Below are 19,906 nucleotides of genomic sequence, written 5' to 3'. Positions count from 1 at the left end.
CTCAGTGCACCTTCTCCTTGGTCACGGAGAACCCGAGGGCGGGTGCCACCTCGGTGGCCAGCAGTTCGATGGACCGCAGAGCGGTCTCGTTCGTCGCCGGAACCGAGTGCACCTGGAAGCTGACGTCGGTGGCACGATCGAGGACGCGGTCATGCTGCAGACGTTCGCTCACCTGCTCGGGCGTGCCGAGGTAGGTGTCGGTGGCGACGAGGAGCTCATCGAGGCTCAGTCCGGAGGTGTCATAGCCGACGAGGCGGTCGGCCTCGGCCCGCAGCGCCGGTTCGGTGATCTCGCGCAGCCGGGGCAGATCCTCGGCGTCGGCGACCACGGCGGTACGAGAGGCGAGGATACGCGGTTCGGCCCCCTCGGGCAGCTGGGAGAGATAGGTATCGATGACCGGCAGCTGCACCTCGTCGAGGCGTGCTGCCGGATTGTCCTTGGGACGCGGCTGAGTCCGCGAGAGCATGAGACCGTCACCGGCAGCGCCTGCCGCACCGGCTCCGCCGGCGGAGAACGTCGCCTGCCACAGTCGTCGCTCGAGGCTCGGACGCTGCCCATCGGGAGCGGGGTAGAGACCATGGTCGGTGGGCAGCCGGTCGCCTGAGAACAGTGTGCGCAGGGTCGCGAGATTGTCGGCGAAGACCTCACGACGCTCATCGAAGCTCGTGCCGAAGGCGGGGAACGACTTCGGGTTCCCGCCCGAGCCCAGACCGATCTTGAGGCGACCGCCGGAGAGCTCGTCGAGGACGGCGGCGTCTTCGGCCACGCGCACGGCATTCTCCATCGGCAGGGTGATGATCGCGGTGCCCAGAGAGATTCGGGTGCTACGGGCGGCGGCGTGGGAGAGGAAGACGAGCGGGGACGGCAGCCCGCCCTCGGCCGCGGAGAAGTGATGCTGGGCGACCCAGGCCGAATGGAAGCCGAAGTCCTCGGCCGCCTCGATCTGTTCGAGGGCGAAGCGATAGCGGTCTGCGGCGGGGGCGTCTTCGAGCAGGCGGGTGAAGAATCCGAGCTTCGGTCCGCCTACCTGAGTGTCGGTCGCCTGAGTGTCGGTGGGTTGCGGGGTCATGGTTCTCAGCTTTCTGCTGCTGCAGTGAGCAGGGTCGGGGTCGCCGGTCGATTGTTCGCAGGCGCTGCAACGGCCGACAGCGTCGCGGGACGGGGGATCGCCTCGAGCAGAGTGCGGGTATAGGCGGAGCGCGGGCGAGTGAAGATCTCTTCGGTCGCGCCGTCGTCGACGATGTGTCCGTGCGACATCACGGACACCGTATCAGCGATCTGGCGGACGACAGCGAGATCATGGGTGATGAAGACGTAGGTCAGACCGAGCTCCCTCTGCAGCTCGTCGAGCAGGGTGAGGATCTGCGCCTGCACGGTCACGTCGAGAGCCGAGACAGCCTCGTCGAAGACGACGAGTTCGGGTTCGACGATGAGGGCGCGGGCGATCGCCACTCGCTGCAGCTGTCCGCCGGAGAGTTCGGCGGGACGCCGATCGAGGAAGTCGGCAGGCAGCGCCACCCGGTCCATCGCTTCGGTCACGAGCCGCGGTCGGGAGGCGCGATCGCCGAGGCGGAAGTTGCGCAGCGGCTCCGTCAGCGTCGACCGGATCGAATGCTTGGGATCGAGAGCGGAGAACGGGTTCTGATGGACGAGCTGCACGGTGCGCCGGAACTCCCGCAGCCGCTGCCGTGAGGGACGACCACGTCCGAGCTCCGCAGCATCGAAGTCACCGATGCGCACATGCCCGGACTGCGGGGTGAGGAACCCGGTCAGCGCTTTGCCCGTGGTGGTCTTGCCCGAGCCGGACTCGCCGACGAGACCGTGCGTGGTCCCGCGCGCCACGGTGAAGTCCACACCCTCGATGCCGGTGATCCGATCATCCGTACGGTCGAAGACATGGGTGAGCGATTCGACGGAGACGAACGGGTCTGTGGACTCCCTGGTCGCCTCGGCGCGGGCAGTTCGTGCCTTTGTCTGCAGTGCGGGAGCATCGGCGATGAGACGGGTGGTGTAATCGGTGGCCGGGTCGGAGAAGACCCGTCCGGCCGGCCCCGATTCGACGATGCGTCCGCCCTGCATGACCACGACCTCGTCGGCGCGTTCGCCGGCGACGGCGAGATCGTGGGTGATGAAGAGGATGCCCATCGCGGTCTCGGCGCGCAGTTCATCGAGAAGGTCGAGGACCTGCTTCTGGACGGTGACGTCGAGGGCGGAGGTGGGTTCGTCGGCGATGAGCAGGCGCGGGCGCAGCGCGATGGCAGCGGCGATGAGCACACGCTGCCGCATCCCACCGGAGAGCTCATGCGGGAACTGGTCGGCCCGCTTCTCCGGCTGGTCGATGCCGACCCGGTCCAGGAGCTCGACGACCTGGGCACGAGCCTCGGCGCGGCCCGCGCGACGGTGGATGCGCAGCGCCTCGGCGACGGAATTGCCGACCGTCTGCAGCGGATTGAGCGAGGACCCCGGATCCTGTGGGACGTAGCCGATCTGAGATCCGCGCACACCGCGCCAACCGGAGTTGCCCAGGCTGAGCAGATCAACCTCGCCGAGGCGGATCCGCCCGGCCGCGACCCTGGCCGAGGAGGGAAGGAGACCGATGACGGCGTTCGCCGTCGTCGACTTCCCCGAACCCGATTCCCCGACCACGGCGGTCATCGAACCGGGACGGACCGCGAGATCGAGCTCGCTCACGGCCGGTGCCGCGGAGCCGCCTCGGTGGGAGTATTCGACGGACAGGCCGTCGATGCGCAGCAGTGAGGAGTCGGTCATGATGTCACCTTTCGCAGGGTGTTGCCGATCTGGTGGGTGGCGAGCACGATGGCCATGACCACGAGGCCGGGCAGCACTGTCAGCCACCAGGCGGTGGCGACGAAATTGCGGCCTTCAGCGATGATGAGTCCCCATTCCGGGGTGGGCGGCGGGGTGCCGTAGCCGAGGAACCCGAGCGTGGAGATCTGGAGGATCGCCGACCCGACCTGGAGGACCGCCAGCGAGAGCACGGGAGAGATCGAATTCGGGAGGATATGGCGAGTGAGGACGGAGAAGAAGGTGCCGCCGGAACCGTAGGCCGCGGCCACGAAGTCGCTCGTATTGATCTGCACCGCCTGTGACCTGGCGAGACGCGCGAACTGCGCGATGGCGGTGACGCCGACGGCGATGGCCGCGTTGATCGTGCCGAAGCCGAGGACCACGACGATCGAAAGGCTGAGCAGGATCGCGGGGATGGACAGCAGCACATCGATCAGGCGCATGAGCACATCGTCGATGAGTCCGCGCCGGGTGCCGGCGATGAGCCCGATCGTGGTGCCGACGATCAGCCCGACGCCGACGGCCACGAGCGCGGCCAACAGGGACTGGGAGGCGCCGTAGACGACTCGGGTGAAGGCATCCCTGCCGGTCTGGTCGGTGCCGAACCAATGCTCGAGACTCGGTGCCAGCAGGGCAGGGGTGTCTCCGCCGTCGTTGGGGTCGAAGTGGGTGAAGAGCCCGGGAGCCAGCGCCCAGGCGACGGCGATGAGCAGAACCAGAGCGGAGACGATGGTCGCCGGGGAGAGCGCGGCGCGTGCCCGGCCGCCGCGTGCGCGCCGGGTCTCGGTGCCCTGGCCGCGGGTGAAGACGATGCTCACGAGTTCTTCTCCTTCGTCTCGTCATCCCATTCGAGGTCGACGCCGACGCTGGCAGCGGATGCCGTGAGAGCGCGACGTGTCGGTTCGTCGTGGCTGCGCAGGGCCCCGCCCGCCGAGGCGGAGCTGCGTTTCGTGCGCAGCCGGACGTCGATGACGGGGTAGAGGAGGTCGACTGCGAGGTTGATGATGACGTAGCCGAAGGTGGCGATGACCACGACGGCCAGGAGGATCGGATTGTCTCGGTGAGTGACCGCTTGGGCGGTGATGAGTCCGATGCCGTTGCGGCCGAACACGGTCTCGGTGACCACGGCGCCGGCGACGAGTTCGCCGAAGACGAGGCCGATGATCGTCAGCCCCGGCAGCACCGCATTGCGGGCGACGGTGTGGACGAGGATCCACAGTTCGGAGGCGCCCTTCGCGGTGGTGACCTTGACGAAGCCGGAGGCCTGCGCCTCGGTGATGGAGCGGATGAGCACCTGGGCGATCGGGGCCGAGAGCGGAACCGCCACGGTCAGGGTCGGCAGTGCGAGCGCCTCGGCGGGGCCGGGATCGACGACTGAGACGACGCCGAGTTGGAAGGAGAAGACCTGGATGAGCAGGATTCCGAGCCAGAACACCGGGATCGAGATGAAGAGGCTGGGCACCGAGTCGAGGACCCGGCGCACCCGAGCCGTCGGCCCGGTGGACGGTCCGAAGGTGGCGAAGACGGCGATGATCACGGCGAGGACGAGGGCGGTGACGAACCCGGAGGCCGCGAGGACTGCGGTCGACGGCAGAGCCGCAGCGATGATCGTCGACACGGCCGCACCGGTCTGGACCGAATAGCCGAAGTCGCCGGTGAGGAACCCGGTGAGGCTGAGGACGTAACGCGACCACCAGGAGTCGTCGGCACCGGTGGCCTCACGGATCTCAGCGATCTGGTCATTGGACAGACCCAGCGCCGGATCGGCGAAGCGGGCAGTGACGCCGTCGCCGGGGATGAGGCTGAGCAGGATGAACGCCGCTGTGAACGCGAGCAGCAGCACGAGGATCGCTTGGCCCAGGCGCAGGAAGAGGTAACGGGTGTCGAGGATCATTTCTCTCCTGCCAGCCAGGTGCTGTAGAAGTCGGGCCGTCCCACGGGTTCGGTGGCGAAGCCGTGGACGCGGCGGCGGAAGGCGAAGACCTGCGGCTCTTCGAAGAACGGCAGCACATAGGCCTGGTCGACGAGGTAGTTCTGGACCGCCTCGGCGGCCTGCTGGCGCTTCTCCTGGTTCGGTTCGGACGCCAGCGTTTCGAGGAGTTCGTCGACCTTCGCATCGAGCGAATCGTCGTCGGCGTCGGGGCGGTCGGCTCCGTTGAGGAAGACATCGCGGTTGACAGACGAGTAGTTCGAGCGCAGGTTGTCGAAGTCGGCGCGGGCGACCATGGAATGGTAGATCTGCACGGTGTCGAGTTCGAGGGCGTCGAGGGTCTGCTTCGATTGGTCCCCGGGATTGATCGACAGGCGTACGCCCACGCGGCGCAGCTGCTGTTGGATGAGGGTCTGGACCTCGTTCGACCGCGGCTGCGGCAGAGCGATATTCACCGTCAGCGCCAACGGCTGCCCATCTTTGACCCGGTAGCCCTGCTCGTTGCGCTCACTCCACCCGGCCTCATCGAGGAGGCGATTCGCCTTGTCCGGGTCGAAGTCCCACGACCCCGACTGGTCGACATACCCCATGGCGCCCTTGGCCAGCAGACCGGTGGCCAGCGGGTAGTTCGGGGTGAAGAGCTTGTCGACGATCTCCTGGCGATCGATGGCGGCGATGAGCGCTCGCCGGACGTCGATATCGGCAAGCAGGTCGTGGCGGAACCGGAAGTTGATGCTGTTGTTGATTCCGTTCGTCGCCTTCGCATAGAGGCGCAGCCCCTGCTCGGTCACACGGGACTCGTCCGGAGCCTGGACGTCGCGGACGCCGTCTGCCTGTCCGGAGAGCACAGCTCCGATGCGCACGGAGTATTCGTTGTTGGTCAGATAGTCGATGCCGTCGAGGTGAGCTCGGCCCTGGTGCTTCAGATGCGGGGGAGCCCAGTCGTAGTCTTCGCGGGCACGGACGGAGAGCTTCGTGCCGATGGTCTCGGCCGTGATGTGGAAGGGCCCGCAGGTGTGGATCTGCGTGGCTCCGCCCGGGCCGAAGCCTTCGGCGTCGAGGTCGAGAGTGGAATCGGCGAGCAGTCCTGCGTTCATCGTCGACGTCGCCTGCGCGAAACCGGGGGAGGGGGCGGAGAAGTGGAACCGAACCCGATGCTCGTCGAGGACTTCGCTGCGCTCGTAGTTCGAGATCTGCTCGGACACAGGCAGCGTGCGTGCTTCGTCGCCGAGACCGAACAGGTCGAAGTTCTTCGCCACATTCTCAGGAGTCAGCGGTGAACCGTCCGAATAGGTCACGCCTTCACGGATGGTGAATGTGTAAGTCGTGGCATCGGCGTTCGTCTCCGGCAGTTCGGTCGCCAACCACGGATAGAGCTCGAGTGTCTTCGGATCCTGCCACAGCAGGCGTGCGGAGATGTTGTTCATGATCCCGCCGTTGGGGTAGAAGCCGACCGACGGCGGGTAGAGCAGAGTCCAGGTCTGGGGTTCGAAGTAGGTGAGCACTCCACCGCGGACGGGTTCGCCCTCGGCCAGCGAACCGGAGTCGTGAGGTGTGCAGGCGCTGAGGGTGAGCAGAGTGCCGAAACCGAGACCGAGGCTGAGGACCGAGCGGCGGTCGAGGCGGCGCTGAGTCAGACTCGCGGAGGCGGAGAGACGGTCCGGCATGGAAGAGGTCCTTCGGGCAAGTGGGATGGTACAGAGGGAGCTGAGAGTGATAGTTCAACAATATGCGGACAGCGCACGTGCCGTTGACGGCAGACTGGGGCGGTGTCCGGCATGGAGCCCGAAGTGGATGCGCATGCCATGAGTAAAGCGCATCCGTGCAATCGCCGTCAATCCGGGGCTTAATATAGAGACATGTTGAACAGTGCGGAATTCGATCATCTCGTCATTGCCGTCCCGGATCTGCAGAAATATGTTGAGCAATGTGAGGGCCGTCTGGGGGTGAGTGCGGTCGACTGCGGTGCGCATCCGGGCTTGGGCACGGCCAACGCGCTGCTCGGACTCGAGCTCAGCGATGAACTCTCCGATTCGCTGGGACTCACACGTCAGAGCGGTCCGAAACCGCTGACGTACCTCGAGATCCTCGGTCCCGACCCCGAGCAGGACCCGGCGCTGGCGGCCACGCGGTTGGCCGGGGTCACCGCGCCGACCGTGCAGAGGTGGGCGATCCGTCCGGACGATTTCGACGGCTTCGTCACGGCCGCTGCGCGGTCACGGGAACCGCGCGTCCGCCTCGGCGAGGTCCATGACATGACCCGCCGCAGACCGGACGGAGCCGTTCTCGACTGGCGCCTGACCAGGCACACCCCGCTGCCGTGGTCGGGGATCCAGCCGTTCCTCATCGACTGGAAGGACTCCGAGCATCCCGCGATGCAGGAGATGCCGTCGGTCCGACTCGAGCGCCTGTGGGCCACGAGCGACGACCCGGATGCGGTAGGTTCGATCCTTGACTTCTTCGGCATCGGACTCGACATCATTGCCCTCGATGTCGAAGAAGGGGAGACTGAGGGCCTACACGCTCATCTGAAAGGTCCGGGTGGATCATGGACTCTCTGAACACTATTCCTGCGCAGCTCGACCACCTCATCATCACGGTGCCCGACCTCGACGCCGGGGTCGCCGCCGTGGAAGAGGCCACCGGGCTGCGCGCGGTTCCCGGCGGTTCGCACCCGGGGCGAGGGACCGCGAACTATCTGCTCGGACTCACCCCGAATGGTTGGCCGGAGGGAGCCCACACCTACCTCGAGATCCTCGGCCCCGACCCGCAGCAGGAGCCGCCCGCCGACGGCACCCTGCCGCTCGACGCTCATCTGGCCGCCGAGCCGACCTTGCAGACCTGGGCCATCCATCCGCCGGCGTTCCTCGCGAAGATCGCGGCCGCGAACACCGCGGGCATCGACTTCGGCGAGGTCCAGGACATGGCTCGGGACACCGCCGAGGGCGACCGCCTCGAATGGCGACTGACCACCCGATCTCCATTGCCGCATGATGGTGCGCAGCCGTTCCTCATCGACTGGGGCGAATCCGTCCATCCCGCCGAGGCGGCCCTGCCCGCCCTCGAACTGCTCGATTTCCGTGTGGAATCGCCGGAGCCCGAGGCGGCGCGACAGGTGCTCGAGGTACTCGGGGCCGGTGACACCGCGGTGGTCGAGGGACCGGACTGTCGTCTGCGTGCCAGGTTGCGCGGGCCCGGCGGCATCCTCGAGTTCTGATCACTCGCCGAGAAACGGGCTGAGTGTCGAGACACGGGTGTGTGCGCACGTTTCTCGACAAGCAGCCCGTTTCTCGATGAATCGGCAGGAGATAGACTCACAGGCGTGCTCAGTCGAACCCGTCTTGTCTCCCGTCCACGCCTCCGCACCCTGACCTCGCTTGCCGCTGTCTCGCTGATCGTCGGGCTGAGCGCCTGCGCGCCCGCCGCCGACGAAGAGACCCGGCCGACTCCGAAGGCAGTCGAAACGCAGGCCGCCTCGCCGGGCCCGAGCGGCTCAGCCACCGAAACCAGCGAGCCCACCGAGACCTCGAGCATCGACGACGCGGGAGCCGCCGGGGTGAGCGAAGGCGATATCGACGATCATGGCAGCGGAAAATGGGACCGGCCGAAAGAGGAGACCGGACCCAACCGCGACGAGGGCAAGACGTTCAAGGTCGCCCTGCGCGTCGAAGACAACCTGCCCATCGACGTCGATGAGGCCGGCGACTTCATCATCAAGACCCTCCAGGACGAGCGCGGCTGGCAGGACATGGACGACGTCTCCATCGAGCTCGTCGATGAAGGCCAGGACACGATGATCTCCATCGCCAGCCCCGATACCGTCGACGAGATGTGCCTGCCGTTGCGGACCCTGGGCAAGCTCTCATGCCGCAATGGACCCAACGTCATCCTCAACGCCAAGCGCTGGGTCTCCGCCACGGAGGAGTTCGACGATATCGTCCAGTACCGGCAGTACCTCATCAACCACGAGGTCGGTCACGCTCTCGGCCACGGCCACGAATCCTGCCCCGGACCGGGCAAGACCGCACCGCTCATGCAGCAGCAGACGAAGGGCCTGCAGGGGTGTGAGCCGAACGGATGGCCTTCGAAAGGCTAGTTCCGCGGCAGTCGCGGACAGACTCCGGCCGCGATACAGCGCAGGCCCCGCAATTGCGGGGCCTGCGCTGTCATTGTGTAGACGTGCGTATCAGTGCTTGGGCGAGCGGGGCCGCAGAGAGTAGTCTTCGGCACCTCGCGTTGCCGTCTCGTACTCGATCTCATCGCTGACGGAGCTCGTGCCCGAGGGGGCCAGCGAACCAGGCTGTTCGACGACAGCGATGCTGTCGGTCGCGACGACCTCACGCTGATGGTCCGTCGGGGCGCCCGCATCGATCTTCGTGGCCAGAGCCTTCTCACGAACGAACATGAGGATGACTGCCGCGATGATTCCCAGCGGGCAGACCCACAGGAAGATCGGCACCAGCGCATCGCTGTACGCATTGACGATGATCGAGTGGATCGGATCGGGCAGCGACTTGACCACTTCGGGGGTCAGTGAGTTCGACCCCGTGCCCTTCATCGCCTGGGCGCCCTGGGGTCCCAGGGACTTGATGCCGTCCTCGAGGTTGGATGCCAGCCGCGAGGTGAAGAGCGAACCGATCAGCGACATGCCCAGCGTGCCGCCGATCTGCCGGAAGAAGTTGTTCGACGCCGTGGCCGTGCCGACCATCGCCACCGGGAACGAGTTCTGGACGATGAGCACGAGCATCTGCATCGACAGTCCCAGGCCGAGGCCCAGCACACACAGGCAGCCGATGACGACGAGAACGTTCTGATCGGCCGTGACGAAGGTCCCCATGAGGAAGAGGGCGACGCCGACGATCGCGCTGCCGAGCACCGGGTACCACTTGTACCGTCCCGTCTTCGAGACGACGAAGCCGATGATGACCGAGCTCGGCAGCATCACGGCCATCATGGGCACCATGAGGAGCCCGGCCTTGGTCGCTTCGATCCCGTGGGCCATCTGCAGGAACGTGGGCATGTACGAAAGTACGCCGAACATGCCGATGGCGATGCACATGCCGGCGATCGTGCAGAGGACGAAGTTCGTGTCCTTGAACACGAACATCGGGATGACGGGTTCGGGCACAGCCTGTTCGACGAAGACGAAGACGACGGCGCTGATGACGGCGATGGCGATGAGTCCGATGATGATCGGATCGTCCCAGTCGTACTGATGCCCGCCCCACGAAGTCGTGAGGATGAGTGCCGAGGTGAATTCGGCGATGAGGATCATGCCCGCGACATCGACATGGCGTTTGACCGACCGATCCGACTTGGGGACCTTGAGGAAGAGGATGGCGGCGATGAGCGCGAGCACGCCGAACGGAAGATTGAGAGCGAATGTCCAGCGCCAGCCCGGACCCTCGGTGATCCAGCCTCCGATCAGCGGTCCCGCCACCGAGGTGACCGCGAAGTTCGCCCCCATGATGCCCATATACGGGCCGCGTTTGCGCGCCGGCACAACCGCGGCGATGAGAGCCTGCGAGAGGATGATGAGACCGCCGCCGCCGAGGCCCTGAATGACGCGTGCGGTGATGAGGACGGCCATGTTGTGGGCCAGGAAGCCGACGATCGAACCGAGGATGAACATGCAGATGGCGAAGATGAAGATCTTCTTCCGGTTGAACGAATCGCCCAACTTGCCGTAGATCGGCATCATGATCGTCGACGCCAACATGAACGCCGTCGAGACCCACAGCATCTGGTCGACGCCGTTGAGGTCACCGACGATGGTCGGCAGGGCCGTGGCCAGCATGGTCTGGTTGAGCGAGAACATGAACATTGCCAGCATCAGGCCGGTGAATAGCAGGATGACCGACGAGGTCTCGATCTCCGGCTCCTCCTCGGCGCCGTGCTGCTTCTCGGCAGCGGGCTCGGTGGCGGTAGTGGTCATTTCAGCCTTTCTAAGAGGGTCAGGAACAGTTCGATCGAGGAGGTGAACGCCTGGTCCACCCGTTCGTCGTCCAATTCGTGTTCGGTGTCGAATCGCGCGGAGGCGAAAGCGTGCTCGAGCGGGATGCTGCACAGCTGCGCGAGCATCCGCGTGGCCCGTGCGGCGGTGTCGTCATCGGCAAAGGTGATTCCGCGACGTTCGATCCGCCGGCGGATGCCGGTGATGATCTGCTCGGAGTAGTGCCGTTTCGTCTCCATGCTGAGCATGCCGAGGTGCGGATGCCGAGCCTGGATCGCGCGCAGCTTCTGCTTGTTCGCCGACCGCGGCAGCAGGAATTCGAACGCGGCGCGGATGGTGAAGGAGAGATCCTCCACCAGACGCTCGCGCCGGGGCTCGAAGTCCTCGATGAATCGCTGCAGAGCGGCGGCGATATCGTCAGAGGTCGTCAGTCCGACGATCGCCATCTCCTTGGTAGGGAAATAGTTGAAGAACGTGCGCGTCGAGACCACTGCAGCTTCCGCGATCCGAGCCGCAGTCACCTCGTCGAGTCCATGATCGAAGACGAGATCGACGGCCGCGGCGTGGATGGACGCACGGCGCTCACGGGTCTGGCGCTCGCGCAGGGATTCGGTCGGTTCGGAACTCACCAGAAAATTATGCACCTCTTGCAAATTTGCACCAAATGCAGAAATGCATTCAATGCATTTCTCGACGGTGATGTTGTTCACACTCCGTCGTCGGGCGGTCGACAGGTGGGAATATATGCCTGCATGCACCTGTTGATTGAGTCGTATACGCTCAACTTTGAAAGAGGAGGTCAGCTTTGGCCACATTCTTCGGACCCGCAGGCTCGGGCGGAGACTCGTTCGACGAGTTCCTCGCTCGTTTCCTCCAGGGGCAGACCGGAGCCCGCCGAGGCCGTTCCGTCGACATCAACCGACTGCTGAGCAAGCGCAGCCACGAGGTCATCGAAGCGGCCGCGGAGTTCGCAGGACGACACGGTCAGTCCGAGGTCGACGCGCTCCACATCCTGCGCACCATGGTCGATTCCGAACCCGGAATCTCCGCCGTGCGCCAGGCCGGCGCCGATCCCGAGGCCATCGCCCATGCGATCGAAGAGCGCCTTCCGGCCAGCACCGACACCGAGGCGGATTCCACGCCCACGCTGACCGGTTCGGCCCAGCGCGCCCTGCTCGACGCCTACCAGGTGGCGCGAGCCTTCGGGTCGACCTACATCGATCCCGAACACATGTTCTTCGCCTTCGTGCTCAACCAGGAGATGCCCGCCGGTCGGATCCTCGCCCAGGCAGGCGTCACCCAGGCTGCACTGCAGGCCGGTGCCGAGGCGGCCGAAGCCGCAGGCATGCACCCCGGCCAGGAGGCCGAAGGTGAGGACGGTCAGGAATCCGTGCTGGAGAAGTTCGGCACGGACCTCACCGAGCTCGCAGCCGAAGGCAAACTCGATCCCGTCATCGGCCGCTCGGAGGAGATCGAACAGACGATCGAGATCCTCGCCCGCCGGACGAAGAACAACCCGGTTCTCCTCGGCGAGGCCGGTGTCGGCAAGACCGCGGTCGCCGAAGGCCTCGCTCAGGCCATCCACTCGGGCGAAGTTCCCAAGCAGCTGCAGGGCAAGCGCATCATCGCGCTCGATATGCCCGGAATGCTCGCCGGCACGCGCTACCGCGGTGACTTCGAAGAGCGCCTGACCGGAGCGCTCAACGAGATCGCCGACGACGGGGACATGATCGTCTTCGTCGATGAACTCCACACCCTCGTCGGCGCCGGCGGCAACGGCGAGGCGAACTCGATGGACGCCGGCAACATCCTCAAACCGCGACTGGCCCGCGGCGATCTGCACATGATCGGCGCGACCACGCTCAAGGAGTACCGCACCATCGAGAAGGATTCGGCTCTCGAACGTCGCTTCCAGCCGGTGACCGTGGGCGAGCCGAGCGTCGAGGACGCGGTGACGATCATCGACGGGCTGAAGGATCGGTACGCGGAGTTCCACGAGGTCACCTACACCGCAGAGGCGGTCCGCGCGGCCGTGGAGCTGTCGAACCGCTACATCACCGACCGGTTCCTGCCGGACAAGGCCATCGACCTCATCGACCAGGCGGGCGCCCGGATGTCGCTCAGGCGCGGACCCGCGGTCGATATCGACGCGCTCAAGCTCAATCTCTCCGAACTCGAAGCGGAGAAGAAGTCCGCTATCGAGGTCGAGGACTACGAGCGTGCCGGCCGTGTCCGCGATGAGATCAACGAGGTGACCGCTCGGATCGAATCCGCCGAGAACCCGGACGCGGAGGCCGTGAAGACCGCTGCCGCCGAGGCGATCATCGGTGAGCAGGAGATCGCGCATGTGGTCTCCCGGGCCACCGGAATCCCGGCAGCGCGGATGACGCAGAGCCAGAAGGCACGACTGGCGAACATGGAAGAGGTCCTCCACGACCGCGTGGTCGGACAGGACGAAGCCGTGACCGCCGTGTCGCGCGCCATCCGCCGCAGCCAGACCGGTATGGCCGATCCCAACCGTCCCATCGGCAGCTTCCTCTTCCTCGGCCCCACCGGTGTCGGCAAGACTGAGCTGGCGAAGGCTCTGGCGCAGACCCTGTTCGACGACGAGTCGGCCATGATCCGTTTCGATATGAGCGAGTTCGGCGAACGCCACACGGTGTCCCGCCTCGTCGGTGCTCCTCCCGGCTACGTCGGCTACGACGAGGCAGGGCAGCTGACGGAGAAGGTCCGCCGTCGCCCGTATTCGGTCATCCTCCTCGACGAGGTCGAGAAGGCCCACCCGGATGCGTTCAACCTGCTGCTGCAGGTCCTCGACGACGGACGACTCACCGACGGTCAGGGCCGCACGGTCGACTTCCGCAACACCGTGGTCATCATGACCTCGAACCTCGGTTCCGAGTTCATGTCCGGCACTCCGCTGGGCTTCGCTTCCGGGGCTGCGGGAGACGCGGAGAAGGATCTCAAGGCCAAGGTCATGGGTCGCCTCAAGGAGTTCATGCGGCCGGAGTTCATCAACCGCATCGATGACACCGTGATGTTCTCGCGGCTCGATCGCGAGCAGCTGCGGTCCATCGTCGATCACCAGCTGGCCGCGTCGAAGCAGCGCCTCGAGGCTCAGGGCATCGCCCTCGACGTCTCGGCAGAGGCTCTCGACTGGCTGGCCGATGAAGGCTACGAACCCGAGTTCGGTGCCCGTCCGCTGCGTCGCACGATCCAGCGCGAGCTCGACGACCGCATCGCCGATCTCCTCGTCACCGAGGCGGTCGATGAGGGCGGCACCGTGCGTGCCACGGTCGTTGACGGCGCACTCAAGGTCGTGGCCGGTACCCGCCCGGAGCCGATCATCGCCTGATCACCGAGGCGGCCCTGTACCGGCCGTCGCCCCTGAGTGACGCGTTCGAACCGGAATGAGCCCGGGACGAAAGATTCCGTTCTTTCGTCCCGGGCTCTGTCGTTGCTGCGGGCAGCGTCGCGTCCCGGGTCAGCCGCGGGTGGCAGAGGACTGCTCGGGCTGGGGATCGTTCGCGCCGAGAAGGCGGTTGAGGACGAGCCGTTCGCCGAGCGTCCACGTGGTCGTCGTCGCCAGGTAGAGAGCGGCGGCCAAGGGGACGAAGAGCGCGAAGATCGCGGTGAGGAAGGGCATGAAGCTCAGGGTCTTCATCACTCCTGACAGATCCGGCATCGCCGGAGCATCTGCCCCGGTCTTCGTCGGGGGAGCGGTCGGGGTCTCGGGTGTGGCCGGGGTGAGCAGGTGTCGGGAGAACCCGGCGACGACGGCGATGAGGACGACGAGGATGAGGTAGACCGTGATCGCGGTGCCGGTCAGATCGCCGGCGCCGAGCAGTCTGACGAAGCTCGTGTTGAGAGGCAGGCCGAAGAGCGTATGCCCGAGCAGCTCATTGGCGTGCCCGCCGATCGTCGCATTGATGAAGAGGCCATAGACGGCCATGAGCACTGGGGTCTGTGCCAGCACCGGCAGGCATCCGGCGAAGGGGGAGGCATTCTCCTCTTTGTACAGCTCCATGAGCTTCTGCTGCATGAGTTCGGGCTGCTTCTTGTACTTCGTCTGCAGCTCTTTGATCTTCGGGGCCAGTCGTTTCCGAGTGATGCCTGCCCTGACCTGGGACACCCCGACGGGGATGAGCACGGCGCGGACCAGGACGGTGAGCACGATGACGGCCAGGGCGGCACTGAAGCCGCCGGCGAGCGGTTCGAGAATGTCGCTGATCCCCGTGACCACCGTGTAGGCGGCCTCGACGAGCAGGCGGATGGGCAGGAATTCGTAGATGTTCACGGGTGAGTGTCCTTCGGACAGGGCGCACTGAGGCGCGGTTGATTGGGCCGTTGCAGGCCATCACCGTGACAATTGCCCGCGCCGAGGCGGGGGAGGCGTTCCGGACGGAACAGGTCGTTCAGGCGATGGCGTGAACGACGGAAGAGGGGGCTCTGGGCAGGGCCGTACCTGGAGTTCCGGGCTCTTCCGGCATGCGGAATTCGCGGATGCTTCGGCGCGTGCTCGGCAGAGCCGGCGGACGCGACGACAGCGAGAGCACACGCAGCAGAGCCATGCTCGCCCATGCGGCGATCGGCGTCAGCAGGGCCGCACCGAGGAGAGCCAGGACGATGAGATGAGTGGGGGACTGGGGCACGACCGAGTCGAGGTCGGAAGAGAGCACGACGACGAGCAGCTGCAGAGTCAGCCACATATTCGCCATCATCTCGCCCCCTAACCAGTGCGTCGATGCTAACACGCGGGCCTGTGCGGAGGTCTCAGTCCTCTGCGTCGGCGGCGAGGTCCGGATCTCGGGCGAGACGCACGAGCGCGGCCGCGAGGCCGGCGAGGTCGTCGTCACCGACCAATGCGGTCAGCTTCTCGTCCTGCTCCGGCAGCCCGGCCGTCTTTGCGCCCCTGCGGACGAGCGGGTCGAAGGCGGGTCTCACCGAGGGCCAAACCTGCTGGACCTCTCGGAGGAAGATCGACGCTCCGGTCGGACCGATGCCGGTGAATTCCTGCAGCAGCCTCGCAATCCGACCAGGCTGCCCCTCGGCCTCATCGCGCAGCTTCCGCAGGTCCCCGTCCCAGCGGTCGATGAGCAGATCGGCGGCCTCGGCCAGACGGGTGGCAGTGCTCTCGTCGTAGCGCCGATATCCGCCTCGACCGAGCGCATCGACCCGTTGCTGCCACGTGCTCGCGCGCAGACGCTGCGGCGTCCTCCACTTCGCCGAGAACAGCTCGCGCGCGCTCGCGAGGGCGATGTCGGAGCTGATGCGCGTGGACAGGAGCAGGCTGAGGACGAGCAGCTGCCACAGCGGGGCCGGCTTGTCCCGGAGAGTGATCGCAGCCTCCGCGGCGAAGGTGCGGCCGTGCGCATCGATGAGTCGAGCGGCGTGCTCTCGCTGTGTGCTCATGCGGCCGATCCTATGTCCGGGCCCGGTCGAAGAGTCAAGGGCCACCGGAGCCTCAGCCGCCGGTGCCGTCCGCTCACAGCGGCACGGTCCCGCTTCCAGCGGATCCGCGCCCGGTTCGCTGCCGCCGGGTCGCACAGTTGAGACATGCATACACGCCCCGCAACCACACCGTCCATGTTCTCCGACTCCGACGAGGCCGACGCGGCCACCGCGATCCCCGAATCCCAGCGAATGCTCTACGCCTACCGGTCCGTCGTCTTCAACGGCGAACTGCGCGACGAGAACGGAATGGAGATCATCTCCCGACTCGTCCTCCTCTCCGCCGAGGACCCGCGCTCCGATATCCACCTGTGGATCAACTCTCCCGGAGGCTCCGTGCCGATGATGCACGCGATCGCCGACACCATCGCCGCTCTGCCCAACGACGTGGTCACGATCGCCTTCGGGTGGGCCGCCTCGGCGGGACAATTCGTTCTCAGCATGGGAACGCCCGGACGACGCCTCGCCCTGCCCCACGCTCGCATCCTCCTCCACCAAGGATCGAGCGGAATCGGCGGAGCCGCCGCCGACATCGAACTCCAGGGCGATGACCTCCGATCGGTCAGAGACACCGTCCTGCACCGGATCGCCGAGGCGACCGGAAAGACCTACGACCGCATCTTCGAAGACTCCCTGCGCGACCGGTGGTTCACCGCAGAGGAGGCGATCGAGTACGGACTCATCGATCGCGTCATCGACTCCCTGTCCGACCTGCGAGCTCAGATCGGAGGAAGCCGATGAGCCAGTACACGATCCCCAATGTCGTCGACCGAACCGGTGGCAGCGAGAAGATCGTCGACGTCTACTCGCATCTGCTCGGCAATCGCATCGTCTACCTCGGCGTGCCCATCGACGACGGGGTGGCGAACACGATCATCGCGCAGCTGCTCCACCTCGATTCGAGCAGCCGGGACCTGCCGATCAGCATGTACATCAATTCCCCGGGCGGCTCCCTGACCGCGATGACGGCGATCTTCGACGCAATGCACCACATCGGCGCGCCCGTGGCCACCACCTGCGTCGGGCAGGCCGTCGCCGATGCGGCCGTGCTCCTGGCCGCCGGAGAACCCGGCCAGCGGGCCATGCTCGCCCACGCCCGCGCCGTGCTGCGACAGCCGCATGCCGAAGGAGCGCGCGGCACGATCCCCGACCTCATCGTCGCCGCAGACGAGATCGTCCGGCAACGGCGGGACGTCGAAGAGATGCTCGCCGACAGCACCGGTCGGACCCCGGAGCAGATCCACCGTGACTTCGATCGCGACCTCGTCCTCGACGCGAAGGCGGCGCGGGACTTCGGACTCGTCGACGTCATCCTCTGACCGCGTACTCTCACCGAGGTGGGCGGAGATACTCCCCGAGGATGACTACGGCGTCCGGTCCGGGTCGCTACGATCGGAGAATGAGACCGGACCGTCCAGACCGCCGCGCACGCCGACGAGTCGTCCTGCTCACCGTCGCCGCAGCGGTGCTGCAGCTGCCGTTCTCCATCGTCCTCGCCGCGGCGACCGAGACGTCTGCGGCCGCGATGATCATCCGCATCGGCACCGCGGTCCTCTCACCGGCGATCTTCTTCGTCTCAGCACGGTGGCCCGGACCGCGCGTGGCCGTACTGGCAGGGCTCGTCCTCCTCGACGTCCTGGTGTGGGCGGCGGCGACTCCTGATCCGGGCCCCGGCAGTTTCGGCATGGGACCGGGTGCGTGGAGCGACCGCGGTCCCTGGACGCCCGCGGAGGCCGGGCCCGGGACGACGCCGTTCTACGCCGCCTTCCTCTTCGCCGTCGTCGCCGCGATCGTCCGCGGAAGTGCAGTCTGGGCGATCGCCTCGGCGGCGGGAGTCTGGGCGGGCTGCCTGCTGCTGGGTCCCCTGCTGGGGATCGACTGGTCGGTAGGACGGGTGGTCTCGGCGACGATGGGGCTCGCCATCGCCGTGGGCATCGGCGCATTCGTCCGCCGCCGCAGCGAGCTCCGTCGGCAGGAGGCAGCCCAGCAGAGCGCACGCCACGCCGAGGTCGTTCAGGCCGAGCGACTGCGCATCGCCCGGGATCTCCACGACGTCCTCGGCCATGCTCTGTCCCAGATCAACGTCCAAGCCGGAGTCGGCGAACACCTCATCGACCGCGATCCGGAACAGGCACGGTCCGCACTCGCGGCCATCAGAGAACTCAGCCGCACCGGGCTCAACGAAGTGCGCACCGTGCTGCATACGATGCGCTCCGACACGGGTGCTGCGGAAGCCTCAGAACCGGCGCCCTTGGCTCCGGTCCTCGGACTCGACGCCGTTCCGGCGCTGGTCTCCCGCCTCGTCGGCTCCACTGACATCAGGGTGGACGATCGGCGGGATACGGACGCCGAGGGAGTGAGAGAGACACCCGGCCAGTCAACGGACGCAGCCGCCTATCGGATCATCCAGGAAGCACTGACGAACGTGCTCAGACATGCCGGCGCCGGCAGCGCACGAGTCGTCATCGCACGGAACTTGGATCGGCTGCAGGTGAGCATCAGCGATGACGGGACAGGACTCCCAGAAGGAGTCGAAGGGACGGGAATCATGGGCATGCGCGAGCGGGCGAAGCTGCTGAAAGGGTCACTCACCCTGACCTCGAAGGGTCGGCAGGGCACCGTCGTCGACGTCGACCTCCCCTGGAACGCCGACCATGCAGAGCTGCCAGACGAGGAGCCGCATCGATGACACCGATCCGAGTCGCCATCGCCGATGACCATCAGCTCGTGCGCGCCGGCTTCGCCTCACTGCTCGATTCCGAAGACGATATCGAGGTCACGATCCAAGCCTCCGGCGGGAACGCCCTGCTCGAAGCACTGCGCACAGCACCCGCCGACGTCGTCCTCATGGACATCCGCATGCCCGACGGAGACGGACTGTGGGCGACGGAGGAGATCGCCGCCGATCCGCGGTTCGATGCCGTCCGCGTGGTGCTCGTGACGACCTTCGGACTCGACGAATACATCGTCCGCGCCGTGCGCGCCGGGGCCAGCGGCTTTCTGCTGAAGGACACCGACCCGACCGACCTCATCCGCGCCGTGCGCGTCGTGGCCGCCGGTGAGGCCCTGCTCTCGCCCGAAGTCACGAAATACCTGCTCTCCCGCATGTCCTTGGGGCTGAAGGCAGAACCCGACTCCGGGCTCGACGTTCTCACCGACCGCGAACGCGAAGTTCTCGCGCTCGTCGGCCGCGGTCAGTCGAACGACGAGATCGCCGAATCGCTCGTGCTCTCCCCGCTGACCGCGAAGACCCATGTCTCGCGCATCATGACGAAGGTCGGGGCCAGAGACCGCGTCCACCTCGTCGTCCTCGCCTACGAATCGGGGCTGGTGTCGCCCGGTTGGCTGAACGAGCACTGAGTTCTGCTCCGTGCGGAGCAGCGCAGGTGACTCCCTTCGGCGGATTCGCAGCGACCGGCTTGCGGTGTGTCATTGATGTCAGGTCCACGAACGGCGTGGACACCCGCCAAGGAGGCATCATGCACATGGAACACGGACCGCTGGCCTGGCCGTTCTTCTTCCTCATTCCGATCTTCTGGGTCCTCGTCATTGGACTCATCGTCACCCTCATCGTGACCCTCAACCGTCGCCGGTGGCGGCAGGCCGGGGGACCGCCGTGGGCGGCTGCGGCACGAGAGGGAACAAGGAGCGCCGAGGCGACTCTGGCCCAGCGCTTCGCCCAGGGGGATATCGAGGAGGCCGAATATCGTGCCCGACTCGAGGTGCTGCGGGCGAACCGGCTCGAGGCCGGGAACGGCTGAGCC

At 66.4% G+C, this 19,906-nt stretch carries 19 protein-coding genes; 9 read left to right on the top strand and 10 right to left on the bottom strand.

Features of this window, described 5'->3' with window-relative positions; translation table 11 throughout:
* Position 1 precedes the first annotated feature (1 nt).
* Genes HK108_RS07030 through HK108_RS07010 form a run of 5 tightly spaced genes read right to left on the bottom strand, consistent with a single transcriptional unit; the run spans position 2 to position 6,405 of the window.
* Complete coding sequence (locus HK108_RS07030; RefSeq protein WP_181270979.1) at positions 2–1,069, bottom strand: putative FMN-dependent luciferase-like monooxygenase; 1,068 nt, start codon at positions 1,067–1,069, stop codon at positions 2–4.
* A gap of 5 nt (positions 1,070–1,074) precedes the next feature.
* The gene (locus tag HK108_RS07025; protein ID WP_181270978.1) at positions 1,075–2,769 is read right to left on the bottom strand and encodes a dipeptide ABC transporter ATP-binding protein; all 1,695 of its coding nucleotides are present in this window, start codon (positions 2,767–2,769) and stop codon (positions 1,075–1,077) included.
* Positions 2,766–3,626: an ABC transporter permease gene (locus tag HK108_RS07020; RefSeq protein WP_373284079.1), complete on the bottom strand. Its 861-nt coding sequence runs from the start codon at positions 3,624–3,626 to the stop codon at positions 2,766–2,768. The genes HK108_RS07025 and HK108_RS07020 overlap by 4 nt, the downstream gene beginning before the upstream one ends.
* Positions 3,623–4,702 (bottom strand): ABC transporter permease, encoded by a 1,080-nt coding sequence (locus HK108_RS07015; protein ID WP_181270977.1) that lies wholly within the window; start codon positions 4,700–4,702, stop codon positions 3,623–3,625. The genes HK108_RS07020 and HK108_RS07015 overlap by 4 nt, the downstream gene beginning before the upstream one ends.
* Positions 4,699–6,405, bottom strand: coding sequence for a TIGR04028 family ABC transporter substrate-binding protein (locus HK108_RS07010; protein ID WP_181270976.1), 1,707 nt, complete (start codon positions 6,403–6,405; stop codon positions 4,699–4,701). Before HK108_RS07010 ends, HK108_RS07015 begins: the two co-directional genes overlap by 4 nt.
* 192 nt (positions 6,406–6,597) lie before the next feature.
* Between HK108_RS07010 and HK108_RS07005 the strand changes: the two genes are divergently transcribed.
* The 3 genes from HK108_RS07005 (at position 6,598) to HK108_RS06995 (ending at position 8,834) form a co-directional block, all read left to right on the top strand.
* Entirely contained in the window at positions 6,598–7,299 is a 702-nt protein-coding gene (locus tag HK108_RS07005) for a VOC family protein (protein WP_181270975.1), read from the top strand.
* Positions 7,287–7,955 carry a VOC family protein gene (locus HK108_RS07000; protein WP_181270974.1) on the top strand — a complete coding sequence of 223 codons (669 nt, stop codon included), beginning with the start codon at positions 7,287–7,289 and terminating at the stop codon, positions 7,953–7,955. Before HK108_RS07005 ends, HK108_RS07000 begins: the two co-directional genes overlap by 13 nt.
* Before the next feature lie 105 nt (positions 7,956–8,060).
* Entirely contained in the window at positions 8,061–8,834 is a 774-nt protein-coding gene (locus HK108_RS06995; RefSeq protein WP_180345645.1) for a DUF3152 domain-containing protein, read from the top strand.
* Positions 8,835–8,924: 90 nt separating this feature from the next.
* On the opposite strand, the gene HK108_RS06990 is transcribed toward HK108_RS06995, so the two are convergent.
* Both HK108_RS06990 and HK108_RS06985 read right to left on the bottom strand, forming a co-directional pair.
* The gene (locus HK108_RS06990) at positions 8,925–10,673 is read right to left on the bottom strand and encodes a DHA2 family efflux MFS transporter permease subunit (protein WP_139469346.1); all 1,749 of its coding nucleotides are present in this window, start codon (positions 10,671–10,673) and stop codon (positions 8,925–8,927) included.
* On the bottom strand, positions 10,670–11,320 hold the full coding sequence (locus HK108_RS06985; protein ID WP_219922245.1) for a TetR/AcrR family transcriptional regulator: 651 nt from the start codon (positions 11,318–11,320) through the stop codon (positions 10,670–10,672). The genes HK108_RS06990 and HK108_RS06985 overlap by 4 nt, the downstream gene beginning before the upstream one ends.
* A 176-nt stretch (positions 11,321–11,496) precedes the next feature.
* On the opposite strand from HK108_RS06985, the gene HK108_RS06980 reads away from it, so the two are divergent.
* Complete coding sequence (locus HK108_RS06980; protein ID WP_139469348.1) at positions 11,497–14,046, top strand: ATP-dependent Clp protease ATP-binding subunit; 2,550 nt, start codon at positions 11,497–11,499, stop codon at positions 14,044–14,046.
* Between the two features lie 129 nt (positions 14,047–14,175).
* On the opposite strand, the gene HK108_RS06975 is transcribed toward HK108_RS06980, so the two are convergent.
* From HK108_RS06975 to HK108_RS06965, 3 genes are all read right to left on the bottom strand, one after another.
* The gene (locus HK108_RS06975; protein ID WP_181270972.1) at positions 14,176–14,988 is read right to left on the bottom strand and encodes a YidC/Oxa1 family membrane protein insertase; all 813 of its coding nucleotides are present in this window, start codon (positions 14,986–14,988) and stop codon (positions 14,176–14,178) included.
* Positions 14,989–15,106: 118 nt separating this feature from the next.
* A complete protein-coding gene (locus HK108_RS06970; protein WP_181270971.1) occupies positions 15,107–15,412 on the bottom strand; it encodes a hypothetical protein in 306 nt (101 codons plus the stop codon).
* A 52-nt stretch (positions 15,413–15,464) separates the two neighbouring features.
* A complete protein-coding gene (locus HK108_RS06965; RefSeq protein ID WP_181270970.1) occupies positions 15,465–16,103 on the bottom strand; it encodes an endonuclease in 639 nt (212 codons plus the stop codon).
* 174 nt (positions 16,104–16,277) lie between these two features.
* Here HK108_RS06965 and HK108_RS06960 point away from each other — a divergent pair, with 174 nt between their 5' ends.
* From HK108_RS06960 to HK108_RS06940, 5 genes are all read left to right on the top strand, one after another.
* Positions 16,278–16,883, top strand: coding sequence for a ClpP family protease (locus HK108_RS06960; protein ID WP_219922253.1), 606 nt, complete (start codon positions 16,278–16,280; stop codon positions 16,881–16,883).
* Positions 16,880–17,461, top strand: coding sequence for a ClpP family protease (locus HK108_RS06955; protein ID WP_139469351.1), 582 nt, complete (start codon positions 16,880–16,882; stop codon positions 17,459–17,461). The genes HK108_RS06960 and HK108_RS06955 overlap by 4 nt, the downstream gene beginning before the upstream one ends.
* Before the next feature lie 80 nt (positions 17,462–17,541).
* On the top strand, positions 17,542–18,831 hold the full coding sequence (locus tag HK108_RS06950; RefSeq protein ID WP_181270968.1) for a sensor histidine kinase: 1,290 nt from the start codon (positions 17,542–17,544) through the stop codon (positions 18,829–18,831).
* Positions 18,828–19,502, top strand: coding sequence for a response regulator transcription factor (locus HK108_RS06945; RefSeq protein ID WP_139469353.1), 675 nt, complete (start codon positions 18,828–18,830; stop codon positions 19,500–19,502). The genes HK108_RS06950 and HK108_RS06945 overlap by 4 nt, the downstream gene beginning before the upstream one ends.
* 119 nt (positions 19,503–19,621) lie before the next feature.
* A complete protein-coding gene (locus tag HK108_RS06940) occupies positions 19,622–19,903 on the top strand; it encodes an SHOCT domain-containing protein (protein WP_139469354.1) in 282 nt (93 codons plus the stop codon).
* The last annotated feature ends 3 nt before the right edge of the window (positions 19,904–19,906 follow it).

It is taken from the genome of Brevibacterium sediminis, from assembly GCF_013623905.1.
GTDB lineage: Bacteria > Actinomycetota > Actinomycetes > Actinomycetales > Brevibacteriaceae > Brevibacterium > Brevibacterium sediminis.
This window is presented reverse-complemented; position numbering and strand designations above follow the sequence as displayed.

Excerpts from the sequence above, each read along its gene's own strand:
- HK108_RS07030 (WP_181270979.1), bottom strand. The coding sequence starts at position 1,069 with ATGACCCCGCAACCCACCGACACTCAGGCGACCGACACTCAGGTAGGC.
- HK108_RS07025 (WP_181270978.1), bottom strand. The coding sequence starts at position 2,769 with ATGACCGACTCCTCACTGCTGCGCATCGACGGCCTGTCCGTCGAATAC.
- HK108_RS07015 (WP_181270977.1), bottom strand. The coding sequence starts at position 4,702 with ATGATCCTCGACACCCGTTACCTCTTCCTGCGCCTGGGCCAAGCGATC.
- HK108_RS07010 (WP_181270976.1), bottom strand. The coding sequence starts at position 6,405 with ATGCCGGACCGTCTCTCCGCCTCCGCGAGTCTGACTCAGCGCCGCCTC.
- HK108_RS07005 (WP_181270975.1), top strand. The coding sequence starts at position 6,598 with ATGTTGAACAGTGCGGAATTCGATCATCTCGTCATTGCCGTCCCGGAT.
- HK108_RS07000 (WP_181270974.1), top strand. The coding sequence starts at position 7,287 with ATGGACTCTCTGAACACTATTCCTGCGCAGCTCGACCACCTCATCATC.
- HK108_RS06990 (WP_139469346.1), bottom strand. The coding sequence starts at position 10,673 with ATGACCACTACCGCCACCGAGCCCGCTGCCGAGAAGCAGCACGGCGCC.
- HK108_RS06970 (WP_181270971.1), bottom strand. The coding sequence starts at position 15,412 with ATGATGGCGAATATGTGGCTGACTCTGCAGCTGCTCGTCGTCGTGCTC.
- HK108_RS06965 (WP_181270970.1), bottom strand. The coding sequence starts at position 16,103 with ATGAGCACACAGCGAGAGCACGCCGCTCGACTCATCGATGCGCACGGC.
- HK108_RS06960 (WP_219922253.1), top strand. The coding sequence starts at position 16,278 with ATGTTCTCCGACTCCGACGAGGCCGACGCGGCCACCGCGATCCCCGAA.
- HK108_RS06955 (WP_139469351.1), top strand. The coding sequence starts at position 16,880 with ATGAGCCAGTACACGATCCCCAATGTCGTCGACCGAACCGGTGGCAGC.
- HK108_RS06950 (WP_181270968.1), top strand. The coding sequence starts at position 17,542 with ATGAGACCGGACCGTCCAGACCGCCGCGCACGCCGACGAGTCGTCCTG.
- HK108_RS06945 (WP_139469353.1), top strand. The coding sequence starts at position 18,828 with ATGACACCGATCCGAGTCGCCATCGCCGATGACCATCAGCTCGTGCGC.
- HK108_RS06940 (WP_139469354.1), top strand. The coding sequence starts at position 19,622 with ATGCACATGGAACACGGACCGCTGGCCTGGCCGTTCTTCTTCCTCATT.